10 protein-coding genes and 1 pseudogene are annotated in these 17,412 nt (G+C 48.7%); 4 read left to right on the forward strand and 7 right to left on the reverse strand.

The window, feature by feature from the left end:
* Positions 1-220: 220 nt before the first annotated feature.
* A complete protein-coding gene (locus AAA952_RS21610; RefSeq protein ID WP_105250244.1) occupies positions 221-712 on the forward strand; it encodes a TIGR00645 family protein in 492 nt (163 codons plus the stop codon).
* Positions 713-829: 117 nt separating this feature from the next.
* Here AAA952_RS21610 and AAA952_RS21615 read toward each other — a convergent pair whose 3' ends face one another.
* The 7 genes and pseudogenes from AAA952_RS21615 to AAA952_RS21645 form a co-directional block, all read right to left on the reverse strand.
* A complete protein-coding gene (locus tag AAA952_RS21615; RefSeq protein WP_338259524.1) occupies positions 830-2,074 on the reverse strand; it encodes a dicarboxylate/amino acid:cation symporter in 1,245 nt (414 codons plus the stop codon).
* A 401-nt stretch (positions 2,075-2,475) separates the two neighbouring features.
* A pseudogene (locus AAA952_RS21620) lies at positions 2,476-3,347 on the reverse strand (DUF7281 domain-containing protein).
* Positions 3,335-4,555, reverse strand: a complete 1,221-nt coding sequence (locus tag AAA952_RS21625) for a hypothetical protein (RefSeq protein ID WP_011790750.1) — start codon at positions 4,553-4,555, stop codon at positions 3,335-3,337. Before AAA952_RS21625 ends, AAA952_RS21620 begins: the two are co-directional and overlap by 13 nt.
* Positions 4,556-4,603: 48 nt before the next feature.
* Entirely contained in the window at positions 4,604-5,257 is a 654-nt protein-coding gene (locus tag AAA952_RS21630) for a hypothetical protein (RefSeq protein ID WP_011790751.1), read from the reverse strand.
* Positions 5,257-8,931, reverse strand: a complete 3,675-nt coding sequence (locus AAA952_RS21635) for an ATP-binding protein (protein ID WP_338259527.1) — start codon at positions 8,929-8,931, stop codon at positions 5,257-5,259. The genes AAA952_RS21630 and AAA952_RS21635 overlap by 1 nt, the downstream gene beginning before the upstream one ends.
* A 368-nt stretch (positions 8,932-9,299) precedes the next feature.
* On the reverse strand, positions 9,300-9,911 hold the full coding sequence (locus AAA952_RS21640; protein WP_338259529.1) for a response regulator transcription factor: 612 nt from the start codon (positions 9,909-9,911) through the stop codon (positions 9,300-9,302).
* Positions 9,911-11,929, reverse strand: a complete 2,019-nt coding sequence (locus AAA952_RS21645; protein ID WP_338259531.1) for a sensor histidine kinase — start codon at positions 11,927-11,929, stop codon at positions 9,911-9,913. Before AAA952_RS21645 ends, AAA952_RS21640 begins: the two co-directional genes overlap by 1 nt.
* A 281-nt stretch (positions 11,930-12,210) precedes the next feature.
* On the opposite strand from AAA952_RS21645, the gene dsrO reads away from it, so the two are divergent.
* The 3 genes from dsrO to AAA952_RS21660 are packed head-to-tail and all read left to right on the forward strand — an operon-like array spanning position 12,211 to position 17,208.
* Positions 12,211-12,993: a sulfate reduction electron transfer complex DsrMKJOP subunit DsrO gene (gene dsrO / locus AAA952_RS21650; protein WP_011790755.1), complete on the forward strand. Its 783-nt coding sequence runs from the start codon at positions 12,211-12,213 to the stop codon at positions 12,991-12,993.
* Positions 12,983-14,065, forward strand: coding sequence for an NrfD/PsrC family molybdoenzyme membrane anchor subunit (gene nrfD, locus AAA952_RS21655; RefSeq protein WP_338259534.1), 1,083 nt, complete (start codon positions 12,983-12,985; stop codon positions 14,063-14,065). The genes dsrO and nrfD overlap by 11 nt, the downstream gene beginning before the upstream one ends.
* 35 nt (positions 14,066-14,100) lie before the next feature.
* Positions 14,101-17,208, forward strand: coding sequence for a tetrathionate reductase subunit A (locus AAA952_RS21660; protein ID WP_338259536.1), 3,108 nt, complete (start codon positions 14,101-14,103; stop codon positions 17,206-17,208).
* Positions 17,209-17,412 lie beyond the last annotated feature (204 nt).

The following is a 17,412-nucleotide window of genomic DNA, read 5'->3' on the forward strand; positions in this document are numbered from 1 at the left end:
TCAGACATATCAAAGGCAGTGCAAATTAAACGATGTGGCGCTACTAACACCTAACATAGGGTTTAAATAACCACAGAGGTTACAAAAAAAACACAATAACAGCATATAACTCACGCCATTGTGATTGGGTAATAGCGCGCATAAAGTGCATTATGTTACTGTTTTAGTCATTAGTGACTCGATTTTTTTACCGCATTTTAGATAAAGGGTTTAATGGATTATGGAACAAATATTTGAAAAATTAATGTATGCATCGCGCTGGATTATGGCGCCAATTTATTTGGGACTCAGCTTTGTTTTATTGGGCTTAGGCATTAAATTCTTCCAAGAGATCTTCCATATTCTGCCGATCATTTTTGAGATGACTGAAGTGGATTTAGTGCTGGTGACCCTGTCCTTGATTGATATCACCCTCGTGGGCGGCCTGATTGTGATGGTGATGTTTTCTGGCTACGAGAATTTTGTCTCGCAGCTGGATGTGGGCGAAGACAGTGAGAAGCTAAGTTGGCTGGGTAAATTAGATTCTGGCTCACTGAAAAACAAAGTGGCGGCGTCGATTGTGGCAATTTCGTCTATTCACCTACTGAAAATCTTTATGGATGTGAAGAATATCGATAACGACAAAATCATGTGGTATCTGTTAATACACATCACCTTTGTATTATCAGCCTTTGCCATGGGCTATTTGGATAAAATTACTCGCACTAAGTAATGGGCTAACATAGTTGATGCGAACCTAGCAACACATCAATACCAGCATAGTGAATATTAAACAAAAGCCACTGTTTTCAGTGGCTTTTGTTTTTATAGAATACGACTTAATGGCACATTAACTCTTCGCTGACTCAAGCTGATGCACTTTCTCGGTTTGATCCACTATGGTCAACACCGCAGTATCACCAACCACGTTACAGGATGTCAGCACCATATCAATAATCCGATCTAGGGCCGCCACTATGGCAAAGGCTTCTATCGGTAAACCCATTTGATGGATTAACACACCTATCATCACCATGCCGCCACCGGGAACACCGCCCGCACCGACAGATAATAGGAAGACACTAAATAACAGCGAAGGCAATTGCTCAGTGGTAATGGGCATGCCAAAGGCGTTGGCGACAAAGAAAATCGCAATAGTGATATAAATAGCCACACCGCCCATGTTCATGGTCGCCCCCAGCGGTACGCCAAAACCAGCAACAGCACGGTTCACGCCTAACTTGTCCGTTAAAGTACGCATGGTCACGGGAATAGTCGCATTTGAGCTTGCGGTCGAGAGTGAAAACAGCACTTGCTCTTGGGTCTTCTCGCGGAAGGTTTTGGCTGAAATTGGGGTAAATAACCCCACTGCCATAGGATAAACCACAAAAATCCACAGTAGCAGCAGCGCGAGGATCAGCACCATATACTCAACCACACTCATAAACACACCGGCATCTAAGGTCGCGCCGAGTTTAAACATCAAGGCAAATACACCATAGGGCGCAAGACTCATCACCACAGAAATCAATTTCATCATGATTTTATTGGCGGTTTGAAAACCTTGGACAGCACCCGCAACATGCTCCCCAAGGGACTTAATCACACCGCCAAGCAACAAGGCCATAAAGATCACTTGTAGCATATTGCCTGACATAAAAGCCGTCACAGGATTACGTGGGACTATGTCGATCACCAGCGCCATCAGGCTTGGCAGCTCAGTTGCTGTAATCGCTACGCCATCCGTGCTGCTCATATCTACACCTTTACCGGGTTCGAGTAGCAGCACCACTAATAATGCGGTCGCGATTGCGACGACAGTATTGATGATATAAAAACCGAAGGTCTTACCGCCCAAGCGGCCAAAACTTTTGAGATCTTGCAGCTCACAGACACCACAAACGATGCTCACAAACACGAGTGGCACAACCAACATCATGATCATATTGACGAACATAGTGCCAACGCCACCGGCAAGCTCCACTAAATAGCCCGAGAAAAAACCGATATCGTTTAAGAAGTATTGCACTATTGTGCCGAAAATAAGGCCAACAAACAGACCAATAAAGATCCGCGTCGAAAGTGATTTCATCATGCTTGTGATTTCCTCAGAAAGGTCATTTATTTGTTATTCATCTTCCATGATGAGCACAATTGCCAATCCATTTTTGGCTCAGGCGGGGATAGTGAAACATGCTAGCCGTTAATTCAATGAATAAATTTCATTTTTTCATCTTGAATTAAGTTAACACCATCACAGAAAAACAGTAATGAACTGATTTTAAATCATAAAAAACTTACCAGCACAATATTTGAGCACTAACAAAATATATTTAAACCAGTATAAACAAACAAAATAAACACCAAACAACATCAAATTAAACATATAGGAAACAATATCCAGATAAAACTCAGACTTAATAACTGAATTTAAATTTTTAACAGGATTTAAAACCAGTTAATTACAGTAAAGTAGAGAGATGAAAGGGATGACAACTAAATATATGGCACTAACACTAGTTCAAGTCCGTGAGCCAGCAGGTGTTGCTGTTTGATACTAATACGGTGTTGATTTAGCCAAACGGCTAATTTTTGCCAATGCTTCAACTCGGCATTTTGCAAATACTTAGCCTGTTTCGCTTGTTTGTCGAAATCATCAGTAGAATTAATTTGTGCTATTGCCAATAACTCAGCAGGTGCTGTCAGCGCAAGTTGTGGCACAAGGCAATGGGTCACGCCTGTTAAGGTATGGGCGATTTGTAACCCTGCGGGATCTAAGTCGGTAAAGGCTATAATCGGCAGTTTCCCTACCATTGAGCGCAAAAAATGCTGCACGCCAATCGGAGAATGATGACCGCTACCTCGGTAGATAACCATCACATTAGTTAAATCCTGTGGCAAACGCGCTTGATGGATAACATCAAATACATCTAGGTTTTCAATCACTAGGATGGCTGCGACATTGAGTTCATGGCAATGCTTTTGTGCTTCATCCAAAGGAATACGCAGTGATGTGCGTGTTGAAATCCCAGTTGGTGAAGATTCGAAACCCAGATACTTCATCAAAACGTATTCGGCTTCAGGGCGGATCTTAGCGAGCTTTTCATCGTGACTTTTGACGGACATCGACATGCGATCGACATTAAAATCAAGCTGCCTTAAATCAAGCCCATTAACGCCAACACGCCTTGCCTTAGCAGTTCGAAATCTTTGGGCGCAAAACACAGATACTTTTCAGACTCGTCTAACTCACCCACTTCTAACTCGCGATGAATCGCACGCCAGTTAGCCGTGAGCTTAACCTTGGGAGAACGCTTAATAAAAGCGTTCTCCAACAGTTGTAATTGTTGCTGCCCTAGGCGAGCCACAATTCCACATCGCGAATAATAAAGTTGCCGCTATAGATGGGATGCGGTTCACCCAATGGCTCAAGCTCAAAATACGCTTTGTGTTCATCGGGCAGACCTTCGTAGCCACCAATCACTTGATAAATCCAGCTTTCGGCGTCCCAAGGCAGCGCTTTATCCGCCAGATATTCCAGCGCAGATTGGCGCAGGCCAGACTCAATCACATCGACGAAATACTCATCCACCGCTTGTTTGAGCGGATTATCCGGCACATCAAAGTCTTCACTTTGGGTGATAGAAACAGATACATCATGCTCACGCACCGCCGCAATCACAGGATGGCGGCTGATGGCTTTGATATGCGCGACTATCCCCATCAACTCCAACTCTTGGCTGGCGTTGTGCACATCTACCGATGCAGGGGCGAGCAAGATTTCGGCGCGATTGAATAGACTCGGGATTTCCTTGTGGGACACATGGTCCGCAGGACGATAATCCGGATGCAAATCAGTGTAGAGCAACCAGCCCTTGAGCAAACGGGTACGCCCACGGATTTGTCTGAAGCGGCCTAAGAGTTCGAGTAAACGCCCCTGCACTACGCTCAGTTCCTGGGCGCAGTCGCTCATGGTTTCCTGCAAAGTCGTCACTAAGAGCTTGCGCAGTTCACGTATATCGCCAGCGATTTCGCCTAGCTCACTAAACTGGAACATCTCTAAGCCATTAAGCAATTCAGACACTTGGCTTTGAGCTAATTCGTTTTCGCGGATCTTAGCGTTGATCGTACCCACATAACCGAACTCGTTATTAATGCGGCCCCAGAGCACACGGATCGAATAACGCAGACTGTCGGCGAAACTATAAACATGCTCGCTTAAATCTGATAAATAGGCCTCGGCGGCGCTGTAGTCTGAGCTATGACGCGCCTCTTTATAATGATCGGCCAAGGTTTTAATGGTCGCTAAGGCCGAACCGACATTAGAGTCGATTTGGCGATTGCGCTCGTCACTTAAGCCTTCTTCGAGCAAGGCTCGCACAGAACGCTTAAGCCGCAGCTCCTGATCTGGCTCTGGCCGCCATAAAATCCCCGCCTGTTTAAGCTTTTCGACCACGCTTGGATCGTGCGCATCCTCGTTAAGAGAGCCCGCCAAGTAGGTGTCCATAATGATGTCAGCATGGCGACCTAACTGCTTGAGCAGTTTCACACCAGCCTGATGTAAGTTACTGCTCATCATGGCCTCCTTGGTCACAGCTTTTACCTAGGTTTAACAGTGCCAACATTAGATTAAGTCCCGCTGGGTCGCTGTTTCCGCCTGCGCTTCTAGGCTTAAACCTTCAGTTTCGTCGATAAACCGAATGACTTCATACAAATAATCCAGCTTGCCCGTGGCGATATAGATTTGCTTCTCCGCATTGGGTCGTACTAAATAACCGAGTTCGACTAAGCGTTTGAAGACTAATTTGATTTGCGCATCGCTGTTGGTACTGGTCGAGCCAAATAGACGATATTGGCTGAGTTTGGCTAACTGCTCACGGAACGCCGGCGTGTCTTCGATACGGCTTTGCAGCTCGGTTAAACGCACGGGCGCACCTTCGCTCAGCGGCGCATCTTGGCCACTGGCTTCTTGCACTAATACCAACCATTCCACCAACGGGATCAATGCCTGACAGATATCTTTAAACTGCGATGAAATCACTTTACGTTCGGCATCGCCGAGCTGCAAATAACCGCAGAAGAACACATCACCTTCAGCGGCGGAGGCCACGGTACGGTTGATTTGATTGAGATAAGCTTCGACCCGCTCGCGGGTACTGCTATTTTTAAGGGCGCGCCAGCCTTCTTCATTAGTGGTGCGGCAAATAAACTCGCCCTTGAGTAACAGCTCAATCAAAGCGCCAGTGCCAACTAATACGGTTTGGGTTGCATCACTCATTAGATGGCCTCCTTCGACAAACGCTTATTCAACATGTCGGCAATTGGGTTGACCTTAGGTTTTACCACCTGCAACTTCTTAGTTTGTTTGTTGATAATGTAACGGTTGGCGAACAAGTTCAGCACCTCAGACTCAGGGTTCGGGAAGGCGCCCAGCACACAAATATTGTTGTTTTCGCAGGCGTCGAAAATCTTCTTCACGTTGGTATGGTGCAAAGTGCCCAACTCATCAATTGGCCAGTGAATGGTCACATCGGCGCGTCCACGCAGCAAGCGCGTGAATGCCAACAAGAACTTACACAAAATCAGATACGCCATACCATGGCTTGAGGATTCGTTAAGCTGTCTGTCGGTGCGGATGATCAAATCGCTGTTACCTTCTTTAAGGCGCAGCTCGATTTCCAGCAACTTGGAGATGCCCCCCGTTAACGCGGCACGGCCGATAATGTCTAAGGCGCGGCGCATGCTGTTGGTGTAATCCTCATCGGGCAAGCCATTAAAGCCATCGGCTTTCCAATGTTTAAAGGCTTTGACGAACTGTTCAAGCTCAGGCCAGAACTCTAACTCACTGATGCGCGAACGAATACGTACAGCCGATTCAGACACGCCATCGAGGAATAACTCTTCGCCCACTTCGCGGGTAATACGCGCACTTTGGGAGGCAATGCGGCGGTCGATATCGGCTAACACATCGTAGAAAGCGGTTAAGTCGACGCCGAAAATCCGCCCCTGCTCACGCAGCGCAGTAATCGATTGCGGCACGATCACGTTCAGCAATTGCTCAAGCTGTGGCACTAACTTACGGTAATCCAGCAGACGAATGCCTTTGTCGTTGATAAAGCTCGATTCTTCGCGGGCACGCTCCCAGGTTTCCGCAAGGCCAGAACCTGACTTGCTGGCGATCACTGAGTCGAAATGCTCTACATATTGCTTCACCGAACCCATCAGGTAATCGCGTTTTAGCAGCAAATCCTCACCTTGCCGCAGACGCTCGCCTAGGCTGCCTTGGGCTTCTTCGTTATTGGTCGGTAACTTAAGCTCGGCGAGTTTACGCATTACGGCACGTAACTTAGTTAAGTTTTCAGAAGCTTCAACCTGCGCCGCATCGGACACTTTACGCTCGGTTTCAAGTTGTTGACGACGGGCCTTAACATCCTGAGTTTTCGCCTTAAGCTGTTGATCGATTTCCGATACCGCGCGCTTCACATCGCTAAGCTGAGTTTGCAGTTTAGGTTTGCGCGCAAGCCAAGTGTGTTGATACCAATCGTCAAAGCGCAGTACGTCGCTGCGACGCTGCTCGGCGCGGCTGATTTTGGTTTCTAACTCACGAATTTGTTGCTTGAGGTTGAGGATATTATCCTCATCCACACCGCGGGATTTAAGCTCGTTTTTGTACCAAGTCTCGCAGGCTTTCTGCTCGATTTTGGCGCTTTCGCGGCGTCCTTCAATAGTCGCTTTAATTTGGCCGAGTTGGTTGTCGAGCGCGCCGATGACTTCCTGCCAATAGGCATTCTTTTCCATGCGCGCTTCGAGCGCTTGCTCTTTTTGATCTTCGAGCCAGAGTTCGTGCTGATGTTTAAGTTGTTTTAGCTCACCATCGAGTTGAGTCAGTCTTTGTCCCGCATGGGCTTTTCGCTCGCTCAATGCTTTGTTGATTTTCTCTTGCTCGCTGCGCTTTTCATCAAATAGGCGACGCAGATCGTCACGGCTATTTTTGTACGCCGTGCGGGCAAAGGTCAGTTCACGGCTGAGATTATCCAACTCGCCATTAATGGCCACCAGCTGAGATTCGGCCTCGGCCTGCATTTCTTGGGCACTAGTGTGGGCTTCTTCGGCTTTGCTTAACCGAATACGCAGCTCTTGTTCGGAGGCGGCATATTCAGGCACATCGATCGCTTTAAGATCTAAATGCACGCCAAAGAAAGCTTCGCTCGATTCAGTCACTAAGCTTGGATGTAAATCGGTGCGATGCAGTAGTTCAGGCGCGATCACTTTCCCTAAACTTTGCTCCCAGCCTTGGGATTCTTTACGCAGAAACTCCAATAGGGTGTGGGATTGCGGGAACAGCATGTGGTGCAGTTCATCCAGCGCAGTTTGACGCTCATTCACCCTTAAGGTGGCGATACGCAAGGCTTCGTTGGCTTGGTCACGTTTGGCTCTGAGCTTGCGCTCATCACTGCTTAAGCGCTCAACCTTGGCATTGCAGCTTTCTTGTTCTTCGTCGGCACGATGAATACGTTCGTCGAAAATCGCGAGACTCAGCTTTTCTTCTTCGGTGTAAGTCACACCATCGACACGTAATTTAAGTTCGGCGGCAGTGAGTTTGAATTGGTATTCCTGCTCGCTAAAGCTAGCCTTGCCCGCATCCATTTGGTTGCGCCATTGCAGCTCTAGGGCGTCAATATCGGTGCGCGCCACTTCACGTTGTTTATCGCGGGCTTCACGCTGCTTGTCTTGGTCGGCATGCAAACCTTCAAGCTCTCGGTTTAACTGCTCGCCAATCTTACTGCGACGGGCATTGTACGCCGCCTCAATGTCTTGGTGCTTCTCGGTTTGCAGCTTATGGCGTTCACTTAGGTTTTCAACATCGGTGCGCCAGTTCGGCAGCATCTCAAGATCGGCCTTGGCTTGCTCTATGTTCGCATCTAAAAAAGCAGCGTGCTGATCTTCAATGGCATCGAGCTCATACTCGCACTTTGCCACATCGCCCTTAGCTGCCGATAAATCGAGATTGAGCTCATCGCGCTGCTCTTTCCATTCATCATCGAGCAATCTTAGCTTTAAATTCAGTTCTTTAGATAAGGTTTGCTGAATATCTTGACGATCGGCTTCTAAGGTTTCATCGTTGCGATAACCACGGGATAAACTCGATAAACGCAGTTCGGCGCTGAGCAGCTGGTTAAATTCTTGTTCGAGTTTTTCAAACTCAGGACGAATAACTTCAAAGCCTTGGATAAGTTGGCTCTCACGGATCCACGCCTCAACGCGCTGCGGATTCAAACGTGAGCTGGGCGGATTAACCCCATCTTCCTCTAAAATGGCGGCGATCATGGATTTGACCGTCTCCATCTTGCCTTCTTTGGAGTGCACCGCTTTAGCGAGTTTTTCGATGTGACGCAGGGAATGCTCGCCCTCACACAGGGCAAATTGGCGTGCATAACCGCGTAGTTCACTACGGTTACTGCCCGTGCTTAATAGGGTGCGATCGTTTTGAATAATGGCGCGATATTCACGGGTATTAAGCAAATTAGTGGTCGCGATGCCGGCACGTTTTAAATCACGGCCTAATTCCGCCATGGTGTGGCACAGAATAGTGTCGCCATTTTGCGATTTAATATAATCGCTTAGCTCAAAACCTTTGGCGATAAAACGATAGTTAACGCCCTTACCATCGCCCGCAGAGGCCAGCACGGCTTGGTACAGTAAGCCATCGGCCTTTTGATATTCGTAAATGATGTAGCTTGAATCGTGTGGCAAATACCAACGCTCGAAACTGTCGCGGGTCGAAGGCACCACGCGGCTTGGGTATTCACCATAAAAAACAGGGACTAGACGTTGTAATGTCGTTTTACCCGAGGCGTTAGTACCACAAATGTTGGTATGACCATTGAGGGCGAGTTCCACCACGCCCGGAAGGTGCGTATCAATCAGCACAATACGAATCAAGCTTGCCATTTCATTCCTTATGCAAACAGGAGAGTCTTATCTAAGCTGCAGAAGCTTCTACACAAATAAGAGAAAACAATCCAAGAGGGCCACTGACGTTAAAATCGTCACTGTAAATAAACACTTTAAAAAAGTGACTAAAAGTGATGTTAAAAATCGTGGCCTAAAAATAGTGCCCCTAAAATAAGGCAATCACAGTGTATTGGCAATTAAGCGGCGATGCACTAATGCCTTGGCTCACATCTCAGCCCATTGCTCAGCAAAAACATAACCCTATAGCTAAGCTCAAATCAAACGGCCAATGATACGACAACTTAGCCAAAATAGGCGGCTAACAAAGCGGCAATTAGCGCGATAAAAGGTAAATTCCAGCGGATTTATTCGAGACGCAGGCGTTCGGCAATCCGACTGTAGATCAGCATCATTTCCGCCAGCGATCCCACTTGCATGCCTTTCATCAAATTGGCACGGTGGATCTCAACCGTGCGCATGGCAATACAGAGACTATCGGCGATCTCTTGGTTCTTCAGTCCTTGGGCAATCAGGTTGAGTATTTCCCGCTCCCTTGGCGTGAGCGCTTGATAAGTCTCAAGATACTGATTGTCTTGATGATGCGCCTTGGTATGTTCCAACGCTTTGACAACCGCTTCGGCTAACTTAGCGCCATCGGCGGGCTTTTGGAAAAAATCCACCGCACCTAATTTAAGCGCATCTACCGCCATTGGCACATCGCCATGACCCGTGAGATAAATCACCGCTAGCGGACTATTTTTTGCCACTAATTCAAGATGCAACTGCTGACCACTCAAACCCGGCATACGCACATCGACCAGCGCACAACCCGGTAGTGTTAAGTCTACGGTGGTAAAAAAGGCTTCGGCGCTATCAAAGTCAGTGATCTTAAGGCCATAACTTTCAAGCATAAAACGCAAAGAACGACGCACTGAGTCATCGTCATCGATTAAATACACTGGTAAGGCAAGACTCATTATTGTGCTCCATTTGGCTCAGGTTTATGCGGTATAGCCACCTGCGCTTGGCAACCGCCACCCATAGCGCTTTCTAGGCTAAACGTACCACCATGGCTCTCGGCAATATCACGGCAAATCACTAAGCCTAAACCTAACCCCTCTGATTTAGTGGAATAAAATGCTTGCATCAGCAGACTGGTCTCTTCGGTTAACCCTGTGCCATTATCTGTGACTGTCAGCAAGAGCGCGCATTCTTGATAGCGAAGATCGATATCGATCGTGGGCGTGTATGGCTTTTGCGTGATGATCTGTTCGGTGCCACTGGATTCAAGCTCTAACCGCTGAACGCAGGCGTCAAAGGCGTTTTTCAGCAAGTTAAGCAACAACTGCTGCATGCCAACTTCATCGAGGGACTGTAAATAGGGTTCACCATTCACATTGACAGCATGGTTTATCTGATGTTGTTCAAACTCATAGGCGAGCAGCGGCACAGTATCATTGACCAACTCATGCAGATACAAAGGCTGTTTCGACACAGGTCGCTTCTTCAGTAAATTACGTAAGCGACTGATAATATTGTCGGCGCGCGTGACTTCCTGCTGGATCAGCGCCAATACCGATTGCAACTCCTCAGGGCTCGTCCCCCGCTGTAATCGCACTTCGGCGCCATGACAATAATGGCCAATCGCCGCCAAAGGTTGATTGAGTTCATGGGAGAGACTCGCGCCAAGCTCACCCGCGATAGCAATACGTTGGGCATGTTCCAGTAACGCACGGTTTTCATTGAGCTGGCGCTGAGTGTTAATCAACTCACGGCCGCGGCGACTAAAGCGGTATTCAAGCCAAAAATGATACACATTGAGTAAAACCAAAATCCCTAAAACAAGCCAAGCCCATTGTTGATGTAACTTGATCCACTGCCACGCCCTTTGCCACCATGGTGCCTGCAAAGGATGCATATCGAGATCTTTAAGCAGTTGATCGATCGCAAGCTGACTCACGGCCGTGGTCCAGCCCGCAGAATCAGCAGACTTAGCGGCGAGATGATCTTCAGGCAGCGCTAGCAAAGCTTGAGTCACACTTTTAGCCAGAGACTGGGAGGCGCGATTGGTCTTTGCCATAGACCAGTTGGGATAAAGGTGAGTCGAGACTTGGCAATTAAATCCCGCAGGCGCTTGATTATCGAGCACTCGATAATGGGCGATATTAATAAGACCTTCCGTTTGCATCTGCTCAAGCTGACACACAGGCACCACAGCCGCATCCAGTCGATTATCTTTCGCCGCATCATCACCACTTTTTTGATCATCTAACTGATACAACAAATTATCTAGCGGGAACCCCAGCGGAATGATCTCACCCACAAAGCGAGGCAAATCTATGCCCTTTAGCTGCGCTTCGTACACTAAGGTCAAGTAACCACCAAAGGCATTTTTCGATACGATCCCGAGGCGACGTCCCTTAAGATCACTTAAGGTGTGATAGGGTGAATCGGCGCGCACCACCAGCGCCGAGCCCACTTGCATTGCCGCGCCATTATTTAACGGACTGCGCAGGGTCGCCAACCAAGTAAGGGAATATTGCCGCGCCAGCAACACGGATTGCCCTGGGTTTGTGATCACAAAATCGAGCCCTTGGGTTTCAACGCCCTTAGCTAGCTCATCGAGGGTGAGAGGATGTAACCTAAAGTAACTGTTGGGAATTTGGGTTTCGAGCCACCCCATCAAAGGTTGCCAGCGGTTGATGGTTGCCTTATAACCGCGGATGGCTAACACGCCAACATCGACTACTTGATAACTGGGCTCTTCGATAGCAACTTGAGCAACAACCTCAGGGTCAGTTAATCCCGAATGCGCACTTTGATTCAGTGGCTCCGCAGCAAACACCTTAACTGAAGCCAGCAAACATAGGAATAACACTGCGTTCCTTAGCTTTTTTCTCGGTATTGCCACGGAATGTGGAGTGCTCAGAATCGATAACGGCCACTTGACCGATAGAGCTAAGCGAAACACCGTTTTCATCATCCTCAATAACATGAAGTGCAATCCTTTATCCCCAGTCACTCACACTAAAATCAAGTCCAACTCAAGCTAAGAAAAGGCCAAACTCAAGTAACAAAAAATAAAACCCTAGCATTTTGAAGGCTATTCTAACGGATATTTGTTGCGCTAGATCAAGTCCACACCCGATATGTGGAAAACCACTATAGTTATGCCGCCTCCCCTTTTACAGAATGCCTGTAAACCTCGCCATAAACCTTAACTCTAGGTCTATGAGCCAGTTTATTCGCCATCTGCAAGTAGTGAAGGAAATCTGTATGGACAAGAGTAAACGTCAGTTTCTCGGCAAAATGGCCAGCGTCAGTGTTGGCGCCGCACTCATCCCTGTCGTGCAAGTGTATGCACAGGATGATAAGCGCAGCCCTCAAATGCACAGTGCCAGCGAAGGCCAAGTGGGTAAACGTTACGGTATGGTGATCGATCTACGCCGCTGTGTGGGCTGCCAAGCCTGTACCGTCGCTTGCACTATCGAGAATCAACCGCCCCTCGGGCAATTTCGCACCACAGTGCAGCAGTATGAAGTCTCGCAGCAGGAAGATACCACTCCGCCTGCGTTTTTAATGCTACCAAGACTTTGTAATCACTGCGAAAACCCGCCCTGCATCCCAGTTTGTCCTACGGGCGCGACCTTCCAGCGCAAGGACGGCATAGTGGTCGTCAATAATGAATGGTGTGTTGGCTGTGGCTATTGCGTACAAGCCTGCCCCTATGATGCGCGCTTTATCAACCACGACACCAATACCGCCGACAAATGTACCTTCTGCGCCCACAGGTTAGATGCAGGGTTACTGCCCGCCTGTGTCGAAACCTGCGTAGGAGAAGCCCGTGTGATTGGCGATCTAAATAATCCCAACAGCCAGATAAGCCAACTGCTCGCCGCCAACAAAACCGATATCAAGGTGCTCAAACCGACGGCCAACACTGCGCCACGGGTGTTCTACATCGGCATGAGCAGCGCTTTTGAGGACAAGATTAGCGGCCAAGCCCCCGTTAGAACCTTACTTACCGATACTGGCGAGGAGATCCACCATGGTCATTAAAGAAATCTTTACCCCAGATATCGCCATTACTTGGCTACCTTGGGCAGTGCAATACTTTTTTATGATGGGGCTCGCCTACGCCAGCGTATGGGTAGCGACAATACATTTGTTCAGCCAACCCAAACCCGATGACAGATTGCTGAAGCTCTGCGCCTGTTTAATGTTAACAGCAGGCATAGTCGCCCCTATCGCCTTACTCGCCGATTTACACCAACCGCTGCGGGCTTGGCATTTTTATGCGCAAGTTCGCCCTGATTCTTGGATGTGGTATGGCGCCTTTTTACTGCCCGTATTCTCGGGCACCAGCGCAGTGTTTGCTTGGCTGCTATTGCGTCAATATCTGCCTAAGCACACCACGAATCAAGACTCAGATTGGGTGAATAAAATAGGCCAATTACTGAGATTCGGTGATTGGAACAGTGACAAATTCATCAAGCCGATCGCACTGATCACGGCCCTGAGTGCCTGCAGTATCGCCCTCTACACTGGCATGGAAACCATGGCCATTAAGGCGCGGCCATTGTGGCATACCTATTGGCTACCACCTTTGATGGCAATGAGTGCCCTGCTCGCCGCCTGCGGCACTTTGGTGATACTGAATCGACTATTAAAGGGCTACCAACAGCGCACCCAAGACAGCCTATTACTCTGGGTAAGAGCAAGTTTTGGTCTATTCGCCCTATGCCTTATCGGCTGGGCGTTATTCGATAAGAGCTCGGCCCCCGAAGCCGCATTATTGCTTGAAACCAGCCCAAGCTGGCAACTGGCCGCGATTTGGGTGCTAATCACACTCGCCGTGCTGGCATTAATGCTCGCCATTCGTCACTTACCCAATGTGGCAATGATCGTCGTCAGCCTCACGGCCATTCACCTCGCGTGGGGATTTCGCTGGATAGTGTTAATTCAAGCGCAAACCGATCCTAAATACGGCGCGGGGACTTATCTCTATCAACTGCCTTGGGGACCTGAAGGGCTATTAGGCATAGCTGGGGCTTTCGGCCTCTGGTTAGCATTAATGGCGCTGGTCTCCGAACTTATTCGCCACACGCCTGCGGCAAAACTTGCTCGCTGAGCACCCAATTAGTTTACAGAATTAAGGAGTCCATCATGGATAAGAGTAAACGTCGTTTTATCAAAGGGGCCGCTGTAACGGGTGGTGTGGGATTGTTTGCCGCGGGTTATAGCCATACATTAGCGCAAATAGGTAAAGGTGTCGTCAATGGCACTTCAGGAAAACCGACCCAAGATCCACTGCATGGCAATTCCTTAGCACCTGAATACAAAGTCGATTTACAGTCAGGCCAGTTAATCAGCAATGACGATCAACGCATCGCCAATACTATGTGCTTAGGTTGCTGGACCAAATGCGGCGTGCGCGCTCGTATCGATCAAAAAACCGATAAAATCATCCGTATCAGCGGTAATCCTTATCATCCGTTGTCATCGCGGGAACATATCGATTTCGATACACCGATCAAAACCGCCTTTGTTGGGCTTAGCGCCTTTCAAGAACAGGGTCTACAAGGACGTTCCACCGCCTGCGCCCGCGGTAATGCCATGCTAGAACAATTGGATAGCCCACATCGCGTCACCCAATGTCTTAAACGCGTGGGTAAGCGCGGCAGCGGCCAATGGCAGAGCATTAGCTTTGAACAATTACTGAATGAAGTCGTCGAAGGCGGTGATTTATTTGGTGAGGGCCAAGTCGAAGGCTTAAGAGCGATTCGTGATATTGCCACGCCGCTCGATACCAATAATCCAGAATACGGCCCTAAGGCTAACCAGTTACTGGTCTCAAACGCCTCCGATGAGGGCCGCGATGCCATTATCAAACGTTTTACCTTCAACAGCTTTGGCACCCGAAACTTTGCCAACCACGGCGCTTACTGTGGATTTACCTACCGCGCCGGAGCAGGTGCTTTATTGGATGATTTGAAAAAATACGCCCACTTGAAACCCGATTGGGACCATAGCGAATTTTTACTCTTTATCGGCACTTCACCGCAGCAATCGGGCAATCCCTTTAAACGCCAAGCAAGACAATTGGCTAACGCGCGGGTGAATAACACTAATTTCAGTTATGTGGTGGTGTCGCCCATGCTGCCCAATACCTCGAATCAACCTTGTGCGGGCAACAACACTTGGCTGCCGATCCGCCCCGCCACCGATTCGGCACTCGCCATGGGCATGTTGCGCTGGATTATTGATAACCAGCGCTATGCCGCCGAGTTTTTGAGCGCGCCTAATGTCGATGCAGCAAAAGCATCAGGTTACCGTGGCTTTAGTAATGCAGGCTTCTTGATAATCAGCGAGCCCACCCATCCAAGATATGGCCAATATCTCTTTGCCAGCGATCTTGGCTTACCTTTCGAGGGCAAAGCCTACGGCGAGCAAGACTCGCAGTTGGTTGTCGATGCCGCGAGTGGCAAGATAGTTTTGGCGAGCCAAAGCCAGAAAGCTAAGCTCAACGTTGACCAAAGCGTCGACACACCTAAGGGGGCGATTGCGGTTAAATCTAGTTTCCAACTGTTAAGTGAAGCGGCGCAGAGCTTCGAGATGGCACACTATGCCAAGGAGTGCGATATCAGCGAGGCGCAAATTATCGCCCTCGCGGATAAATTTACCAGCCATGGCACTAAGGCTGCGGTGATCTCCCACGGCGGTACAATGAGCGCTAATGGTTTTTATAGCGCGTGGGCAATCATGATGCTCAACGCCATGATAGGTAATATTAATTTAAAAGGTGGCGCATTAGCTTCCGGCGGTTCCTTTCCCGCCTTTGGTAAAGGCCCAAGGTATAATCTGCAGGAGTTTGACGGCATGGTCGAGCCTAAGGGCATATTCCTATCGCGATCTAAATTCCCCTACGAGAAAACCTCAGAGTATCGCCGTAAAGTCGAAGCGGGCGAATCGCCTTATCCAGCTAAAGAGCCTTGGTTTCCGATTTCATCGCCCTTGCTTGGCGAACATTTAACGGCGGCGGTGCACGGTTATCCCTATCGACTCAAAGCATGGATTAACCACATGGGCAATCCGATTTATGGTCAAGCGGGCCTAGGTGAAGCCATTGGTGAACAACTGAAAGATCCCAAAGTGCTGCCACTGTTTATCAGTATCGACAGCTTTATTAACGAAACCTCGGCGCTATCGGATTATATCGTGCCCGACACATTAACGTATGAGTCTTGGGGTTGGAGCCCTTCGTGGCATGGGACTCTGACGAAGGAAACGACAGGTCGCTGGCCGATTGTCGAACCAAGGGTCACAAAGATGGCCAGTGGTGATGTGGTGTGCATGGAGTCTTTCTTAAGCCAAGTGGCAATAAAACTCGCACTACCCGGCTTTGGCGAAAATGCCGTTAAGGCCGCCGATGGCAGCTTACATCCGTTAACGCGCGCAGCGGATTACTCACTTTACGGCGCCGCTAACGTGGCCTATTTGGGTAAAGCCGTCGCCGATATCAACGCTGAGGACATGTATCTTAGCGGTGTGAGTCGTATCCAAAGTGAGCTTAACGCCAGACTCAAGCCAGATGAAGTCAAAAAAGTTAGCTACTTATTTGCCCGCGGCGGCCGCTTTGAAAATATGAGCGGTGCACGGGATGAAGTGGGGAATCCAACCAAGGTTTGGCCAAAACCTATGATGCTGTGGAATCCCGAAGTGGGCAGTCGCCGTAACAGTCTCACAGGGGAATTTATGAGTGGTTGTCCGCGCTTATATCAACCCGCCTTGGCCGATGGTACCCCGCTCGATAAGGCGTTTGATAAGTCACAGTGGCCATTGCTGATCAGCAGCTACAAATCCCATACCATGAGTTCTATGAGTATTGGCTCGGATCGTTTACGCCAAGTACACCCTAATAATCCGGTGCGACTGAACGAGAAAACCGCCAGTCGCCTTGGGATCAGCACTGGTGACACGGTCAAGATCAGCACGCCCAACGGCAGCGTGATTGCCTTAGTGGAATGTGTTGCCGGAGTGCACCCTGACTGCATCGCTATCGAACACGGTTATGGCCATAAGGAACTCGGCGCGCGGGACGTAGTGATCGACAACCTTAAAATCGCCGCCAATCCGCTGATCCGAGTCGGCATCAATATGAACGACTTGAATCTGTTTGATCCGAGTCGCCACGGCCGCTACCCGCTGGTGGATTGGGCAAGTGGCGCTTCGGCCAGACAAGGGCTACCAGCTAAGATTGAAAAACTAAGCTAACCGCCGAGCATAGATGACACTTAAGAAGCTGCCCTTTGGCAGCTTTTTCTTTAGCGTTAATTCAATCTGATTAAGTCTAATCGCATCATTAATGCTTTCTAGCTATGCCTATTCGCGAATAAACCGAGGAATAGTGATCTTTTTTACTCAATTTAGGTATATAGATCCCGATGACGCGTTTCATAGAAATAAACCACATATTAA

The organism is Shewanella sp. M-Br (assembly GCF_036245925.1).
Classification (GTDB): Bacteria; Pseudomonadota; Gammaproteobacteria; order Enterobacterales; family Shewanellaceae; genus Shewanella; species Shewanella oncorhynchi.